Source organism: Streptomyces phyllanthi, assembly GCF_009377205.1.
In the GTDB taxonomy this organism is placed as follows: Bacteria; Actinomycetota; Actinomycetes; order Streptomycetales; family Streptomycetaceae; genus Streptomyces; species Streptomyces phyllanthi.
Genome location: NZ_VJZE01000497.1, coordinates 1 through 6,461, shown reverse-complemented (window position 1 = coordinate 6,461; position 6,461 = coordinate 1). Strand labels below are relative to the sequence as shown.

Genomic DNA, 6,461 nt, shown 5'->3' with positions numbered 1-6,461 from the left:
CTCCGAAGACCACCACCAAGCCCGCTCCCACCCGGACCCGGACGACCCGGACCCCCCGGACCGCGCGGGCCACCACCCGCACACCACCGTTCACGACCCCTACCGCAAGCCCCAACACCCCTACCACCAGTGAGAGCTGAAAGGACCCAACCCACCATGGCCAACACCGAGACCGCGCTGAAGGAAGCCCTCGCCTCGATCGAGGGAGCGACCGGAGCCGCCCTCGTCGACTACACCAGCGGCATGGCGCTGGGCACCATCGGCGGCAGCAAGGGGTTCGACCTCAACGTCGCGGCGGCCGGCAACACCGATGTCGTACGCGCCAAGCTGCGCACCATGGAGCACCTCGGCCTCAAGGGCGAGATCGAGGACATCCTGATCACCCTGAGCGACCAGTACCACCTGATCCGCCTGCTCACGGGCCGGGGCGGCAACGGCCTCTTCCTCTACCTGGTGCTCGACGCCAAGCGGTCGAACCTGGCCATGGCGCGGCACCAGCTGAAGAGGATCGAAGCGGATCTGGAGGTGTAGCCCTCTCCTAGAGCCGGAGCCGGAGTCGGAGCCGAGCCGGAGCCGGAGCCGGTACGGTGGCGCGCCCCACCCAGGGGCCGCGCCGCCCACGGCTGCCGCCCACGGCTGCCGCACGCGCGCCCCCACACGTACGACCGCCGTACACACGGCTGCGCCACCCGGCCCCATTCCACGCCCGGCACGCATCCATGACGCGCCACCGGGCAGTACTCCCCCGGACGGATCACCGATCGGGGGAGCTTCCCTTGTCCACCATGGAGAACACCACCGGAGCGTCGACCCCGGCCGAGGAGACCAGCCTCAAACGCGTACTCGGACCCAAGCTGCTGATCCTGTTCGTGATCGGCGACATCCTCGGGACGGGCATCTACGCCACCACCGGCAAGGTCGCCGGGAAGGTCGGGGGCGCGTTGTGGCTGCCGTTCGTCATCGGGTTCGTCGTGGCGGTCCTGACGGCGGCGTCGTACGTCGAACTGGTCGGCAAGTACCCGAGGGCGGCGGGCGCTGCCCTCTACACGCAGAAGGCCTTCAAGCTGCCCTTCCTCACCTTCATCGTCGCGTTCATGGTGATGTGCTCGGGTCTGTCGTCCGCGAGCGCCGCGGCCCGCGCGTTCAGCGGGGACTATCTGGGTGAACTGACGAACAACTCCCTGCCGCCCACCCTGATCTCGATCCTCTTCATCCTCGTCCTCGCCGGCCTGAACCTGCGGGGCGTCTCCGAATCGGTCAAGACGAACGTCGTCCTGACCCTCGTCGAGCTCACGGGCCTGGTGATCATCCTCGCGATCGGGGCATGGGCGGTCATGACGGGTGGCGGGGAACCCTCCCGCCTGACCGACTTCGAGGCGGACGGCACGGGATACGCCCTGATCACCAGCGTGCTGGGCGCCACGGCCCTCGCCTTCTTCGCCTTCGTGGGCTTCGAGGACTCGGTCAACATGGCGGAGGAGACGAAGGACCCGGGCAGGACCTTCCCGCGGGCGATCTTCATCGGCGTGGCGGTCACGGGCACGATCTACGTCCTGGTCGCCCTGGTCTCGTCCCTCCTCGTCGACTCGAAGACGCTGGAGGGGTCGAGCGGCCCGCTCCTGGAGGTGGTGAAGGCCGGTGGCGTGGACTTCCCGCACAGGCTCTTCGCCCTGATCGCGCTCTTCGCGGTGACCAACTCGGCCCTGATCAACATCATGATGGCCTCGCGCCTCTGCTACGGCATGGCCAACGAGCGCATCCTGCCCCGCGGTATGGCCCGTGTGCTCCCGCACCGACGTACCCCCGTGGTCGGCATCCTCTTCGTCACGCTGCTGGCCATCGGCCTGGTGTCCACGGGCGAGATCGAGGGCCTGGGCGACACCACGGCCTTCCTCCTGCTCTGTGTCTTCGCCGTGGTCAACATCGCGGTCCTGGTCCTCCGCCGCGACCGGGTGGACCACCCCCACTTCCGTACCCCCACGGCCCTCCCAGTCCTGGGCGCCCTCACGGCCCTGGTGCTCGCCGGCCCCCTCGCCGACCGCCCGGCCGAGGTCTACATCCGCGCCGCCGTCCTCGTGGCGATCGGCATCGGCCTGTGGGTCGTGAACAAGGTGGTCCTCCGGGTGCGCGGGGAGTAGTGACGAGCTGTCTTCAGACCGGCTCAGGAGCGACGCCGCACCGGCGTGAGAAAAGGCCCCTGACGTCAACGGAAACATCCTCATACCGCCGTGACGGCGACGGCCCGCACGCGGTTCGGAACCGTCCTAGACCCGCCCCGCGGCAACCCGTCGCCCACCGCCCGGCGCCGCATCCCCCGCTGCCACCCCCGTGGAGCGGAACGCCTTCGCCGGCTTGCCCGTCGGGGCTCCGCCGCGCTGCGACAGCCAGTCCACCCGGACCCACAGCAGCGCGTCCTCCGAGTGTTCGAGGCGTCCGATCCACGCTGCCTTCGCGCGGAGGCCGGCGCCCGCTCCGGCCAGCAGCAGCCCGCCCGCCGCCGGTGCCGCGAAGGCGCTGCCCAGGGCGGCCAGGAAGCCCAGCAGCAGCCACCACCGGTGGCCGCGCCGCCAGTTCCGTACCGTCACGCCGCGGTCCTGGAGCACATCGTGCTTGCCCGCCCGGGCGGCGCCCCGTGCCAGTGCCCCGTATCGCTTGCGTCGCGTACCGGCCACCACCGCCGCCGTCACGAGGAACAGCGCCGCCCCGGCCAGGACCCCGATCCGCCGTCCGGTCAGCCCCGGTACGAGCACACCGATGCCCGCGGCCAGCACCCCGAGCCACCACAACGGCGCGGCCCCCGCCCTCACGACGACGGCCACCCGCGCCAGTCCGTGCCCTCCGCGTACCACGTCCGCCTCCTCGACTCCTCACGCCGTAAGACTGCCGAGGAGCAGGCTAGCCAGCGAAGGTGAGACCCGCCTGAGAGACTGTCACTCCACGAACAGCCCCCGCGCCGCGGCCCTCGCGTCGAACTCCTCCAACCGCGCCTGCGCCCCCGGCAGGTCGTCGCACATCGCCTCCAGCAGCACCCGCCCCAGCAGCATCGGCGCACAGGCCGTGTCGAAGGCCAGCCCCGTGCCGACGGCGGCGGGCAGCAGCAGATCCGAGACCTTGGCGACGGGTGCGAACGCCGAATCGGCCACCGCCACCACCGTCAGCCCCGCCCCCTTCGCGTACGCCAGCGCGTCCACGACCTCCCGCGGATGCCTCGGCAGCGCGAAGCACAGCAGGACACTCGCCCCGGCCGTGACCGCCGCGTCGATCCGGTCGTGCAGCATCGTGCCGCCCTCGTTGAGCAGCCGTACGTCCGGGTGGACCTTCGCGGCGAAGTACGCGAAGCCGTACGCCTGGGCGGCGGCCGCGCGCAGCCCCAGGACCGGCAGTGGACGGGACGCGGCCAGCAGGCGCCCCGCCCGGACCACCGGAGCCGGGTCCGCCAGCAGCTCCGCCAGATGCCGCAGGTTCTCGATCTCGGCCTCGACGGCCTGCTGGTACTCGTTGAACTCCCCCGTGGCCGCCGTCCGCTCCGCGGGCGCGACCTCACGCAGATGCCGCCGCAGCGCCGGATACCCGTCGAAGCCGAGGGCCACCGCGAACCGCGTCACCGACGGCTGGCTGACCCCGGCCAGCTCCGCCAGCTCCACGCTCGACAGGAACGGCGCGTCCGCGGCCCGCCGCACCATGCTGTGCGCGATACGCCGCTGGGTCGGCGTCAGTCGGTGCCCCTCGAAGAGCGCCTGCAGGCGCGCGGCAGGGCTGTCGGTCACGCTCATGACGCGTTGTCCCTCCGGGTATCCGTGGCCGTAGCCGATGTCGTATCCGTGTTCATATCCGCCTTCGTGGCAGCCGGCATGTCCGTCCATATGTCCGTGAACCGGTCGAGCAGGGCGGCCGCCCTGCTCACGTCGTCCGTGAGCGGCCGGTCGGCCAGGTCCGCGTCGAGCACCGTCTCGGCCAGCTCCAGAGCCCGCCCTGCCGGCAAGCCGGGGTCGGGCCGCAGATCGCGCTGGCGCAGGGCCCGTACGGCGGCGACGAGCTCGCAGCCGACGACGAGCCGGAACGCGTCGCACGCCCGCAGCGTCTGACGTGCGGCCAGCGAGGCGAAGCTGGCCTGCTCCTCGACGCCCCGGGAGAGTACAGCGTGGCCGAGCGACGCGGGCGCGGAGAAGGCCCGCAGATCGCCGAGGGCGGCCCCGGCGGCGTACTCGAGGATCATCACGCCGGAGGAGGCGGGCTCGTGGTCGGCGAGGAAGGGGCGCAGGCGGGTGTACACGGGTTCGTTCAGCGTGGACAGCCGGGACGTGGACAGGCGCGCCACCTGGGTGACCGCGAGCCTGAAGTGGTCGAGGGCGAGGGCGAGCTGGGCCTGGTAGAAGCCGCCGTGGTGGTACGCGGCCATGTCGTCGGAGCAGATCAGCGGGTTCTCGGCGGCCGCGTTGATCTCCACCGTCAGTACCTCCTCCAGCGCGTCCGCCGCGTCGTGCGCGGGCCCGTGGATCTGCGGCAGACAGCGGAAGCCGTACGGGTCCTGGAGGCGCCCGAGAGGAGGGGTGGGCCGGTCGGCGGCGCCGATCAACTCCCGCATGCGCCGCGCCACCTCCCGCGACCCCCGGTGCGGGCGGGCCAGATGGACGGGCGCCGCGTACGCCTCGTGCGAGCCGTCGACCGCGAGCAGCGACAGCGCGGCGACGACCTGCGTGGCGGCGATCAGCCGGCGCAACTCGTGCAGGGCCAGGGCGGACTGGCCGAGGGTGAGGGCGTTGCTGCTGATCAGAGCGAGGGCGTCGTTGTTGTCGAGGGGCTGGGGCGCGGGAGCACCGACCGCATGGCCGGACCCGTCACCTGGCACACGTTGCTCGCCGGGCACACGTTGCTCGCCCGGCACACGTTGTTCGCCCGGCTCACCCGTCCCCCGCCAAGGGTGCTCCCCCGCCAGCGCGAGCCCCATCTGGGCCAGGGCCGCGATATCCCCGGTGCCGACCGACCCGTACTCGTTCACCACGGGGTACGCCCCACCGTCCAGCGCCTCGCACAGCGCCGTGACCACGCCGGGCCGCAGTCCGGCCCCGCCCGCGAGCAACTGGTTGGCCCGTACGGCCAGCATGGCCCGCACCTGCCGCGCGGGCAGCTCCGCGCCGATCGCGCCCGCGTGGCTGCGCAGCAGCCGCAGCCCGTGCCCGGCGGCGGCCTCGGTGGGCACGTCCTCGGTGCGGTTGGCGCCCACGCCCGTGGAGCGGCCGTACACCCTCCCGGTCGCCGCGATCCGCCGGGCCGCGTCCCAGGAGTCCTCCATCCGCTTCATGGCGTCCGCGCCGGGCACCGGACGCGCGGCCCCGTCGGCGAGCCGCACCACGTCCGCCACGCCGACCCCGCAGCCGTCGAGGACCACGGTCCGGGCTCCGGGACCCGCCGACGCGCCACCCGGCGCGACACCCGACACGTCACCCGGCGCGTCCACGATCCGAGACGACATCACCTGCGAACACCCCTCAAACCGGACACTGCATCCCGCTCCGCGACCATCCGTAACCAGTGATTAACACCGGAGCATTGACAAGCTATTCAGCCACCCAGAACTCTGCATGAGGTTATACAGGCCGGGCAAGGGACACCTCATGATCCAGTTCGACGCGGTCAACAAGCGCTTCCCGAACGGCACCACGGCAGTCCACGATCTCTCCCTGGAGATGCCCGAAGGCGGCGTGACCGTCCTCGTCGGCTCTTCGGGCTGCGGCAAGACGACCACTCTCAGAATGGTCAACCGAATGGTCGAGCCGACCTCGGGAACCGTCCGGGTCGGCGGCAAGGACGTCCAGCGGCAGGACGCCGCCGAGCTGCGCCGCTCCATCGGGTACGTCATCCAGCAGGCGGGCCTCTTCCCGCACCGTACGGTCCTCGACAACGTCGCCACCGTGCCGCTGCTGCTGGGCTGGGGCCGGCGCAAGGCCCGGGCGCGGGCGGCCGAGCTCCTCGAAACCGTCGGCCTGACCGCCGACACGGGCAAGCGGTACCCGCACCAGCTCTCCGGCGGCCAGCAGCAGCGCGTCGGCGTGGCCCGCGCGCTCGCCGCCGACCCGCCCGTCCTCCTCATGGACGAACCCTTCGGCGCGGTCGACCCTGTCGTACGCACCCAGCTCCAGGACGAGCTCCTGCGCCTGCAGAAGGAGTTGAACAAGACCATCGTCTTCGTCACCCACGACGTCGACGAGGCGGTCCGGCTGGGCGACCGGATCGCGATCTTCCGCACGGGCGGCCACCTCGTGCAGTGCGCGGCCCCGGCGGAACTGCTCGCCCGCCCGGCGGACGACTTCGTCGCCCACTTCCTGGGCGCAGACCGGGAACTCAAGCTGCTGTCGCTGACGGCCGTCAAGGACGTACCGCAGGCGCCCGTTCCGACCCTGCGCGCCGACGAGCCGGTCACGGCCGCGGCCCTGAACGGTACCGGGGGCGGGGTCGGAACG

Annotated in this window: 6 protein-coding genes; 3 read left to right on the top strand and 3 right to left on the bottom strand. The window is 72.0% G+C overall.

Features of this window, described 5'->3' with window-relative positions; translation table 11 throughout:
• The first annotated feature begins 156 nt into the window (after positions 1–156).
• The gene (locus tag FNH04_RS39155; protein ID WP_152790765.1) at positions 157–531 is read left to right on the top strand and encodes a roadblock/LC7 domain-containing protein; all 375 of its coding nucleotides are present in this window, start codon (positions 157–159) and stop codon (positions 529–531) included.
• A gap of 254 nt (positions 532–785) precedes the next feature.
• Positions 786–2,138, top strand: coding sequence for an APC family permease (locus tag FNH04_RS39150; RefSeq protein WP_152790767.1), 1,353 nt, complete (start codon positions 786–788; stop codon positions 2,136–2,138).
• 126 nt (positions 2,139–2,264) lie between these two features.
• Here the strand turns inward: FNH04_RS39150 and FNH04_RS39145 are convergent, their stop codons facing one another.
• From FNH04_RS39145 to FNH04_RS39135, 3 genes are all read right to left on the bottom strand, one after another.
• Positions 2,265–2,849 carry a hypothetical protein gene (locus FNH04_RS39145; RefSeq protein ID WP_322725152.1) on the bottom strand — a complete coding sequence of 195 codons (585 nt, stop codon included), beginning with the start codon at positions 2,847–2,849 and terminating at the stop codon, positions 2,265–2,267.
• A gap of 81 nt (positions 2,850–2,930) precedes the next feature.
• Entirely contained in the window at positions 2,931–3,773 is an 843-nt protein-coding gene (locus tag FNH04_RS39140) for a MurR/RpiR family transcriptional regulator (protein WP_152790763.1), read from the bottom strand.
• Positions 3,770–5,473 carry an aromatic amino acid ammonia-lyase gene (locus FNH04_RS39135; protein ID WP_152790762.1) on the bottom strand — a complete coding sequence of 568 codons (1,704 nt, stop codon included), beginning with the start codon at positions 5,471–5,473 and terminating at the stop codon, positions 3,770–3,772. The genes FNH04_RS39140 and FNH04_RS39135 overlap by 4 nt, the downstream gene beginning before the upstream one ends.
• Positions 5,474–5,615: 142 nt before the next feature.
• Here FNH04_RS39135 and FNH04_RS39130 point away from each other — a divergent pair.
• Positions 5,616–6,461 (top strand): ABC transporter ATP-binding protein (locus FNH04_RS39130; RefSeq protein ID WP_228031872.1); only part of this gene is annotated, 846 nt, incomplete at its 3' end.

Excerpts from the sequence above, each read along its gene's own strand:
- FNH04_RS39155 (WP_152790765.1), top strand. The coding sequence starts at position 157 with ATGGCCAACACCGAGACCGCGCTGAAGGAAGCCCTCGCCTCGATCGAG.
- FNH04_RS39135 (WP_152790762.1), bottom strand. The coding sequence starts at position 5,473 with ATGTCGTCTCGGATCGTGGACGCGCCGGGTGACGTGTCGGGTGTCGCG.
- FNH04_RS39140 (WP_152790763.1), bottom strand. The coding sequence starts at position 3,773 with ATGAGCGTGACCGACAGCCCTGCCGCGCGCCTGCAGGCGCTCTTCGAG.
- FNH04_RS39150 (WP_152790767.1), top strand. The coding sequence starts at position 786 with ATGGAGAACACCACCGGAGCGTCGACCCCGGCCGAGGAGACCAGCCTC.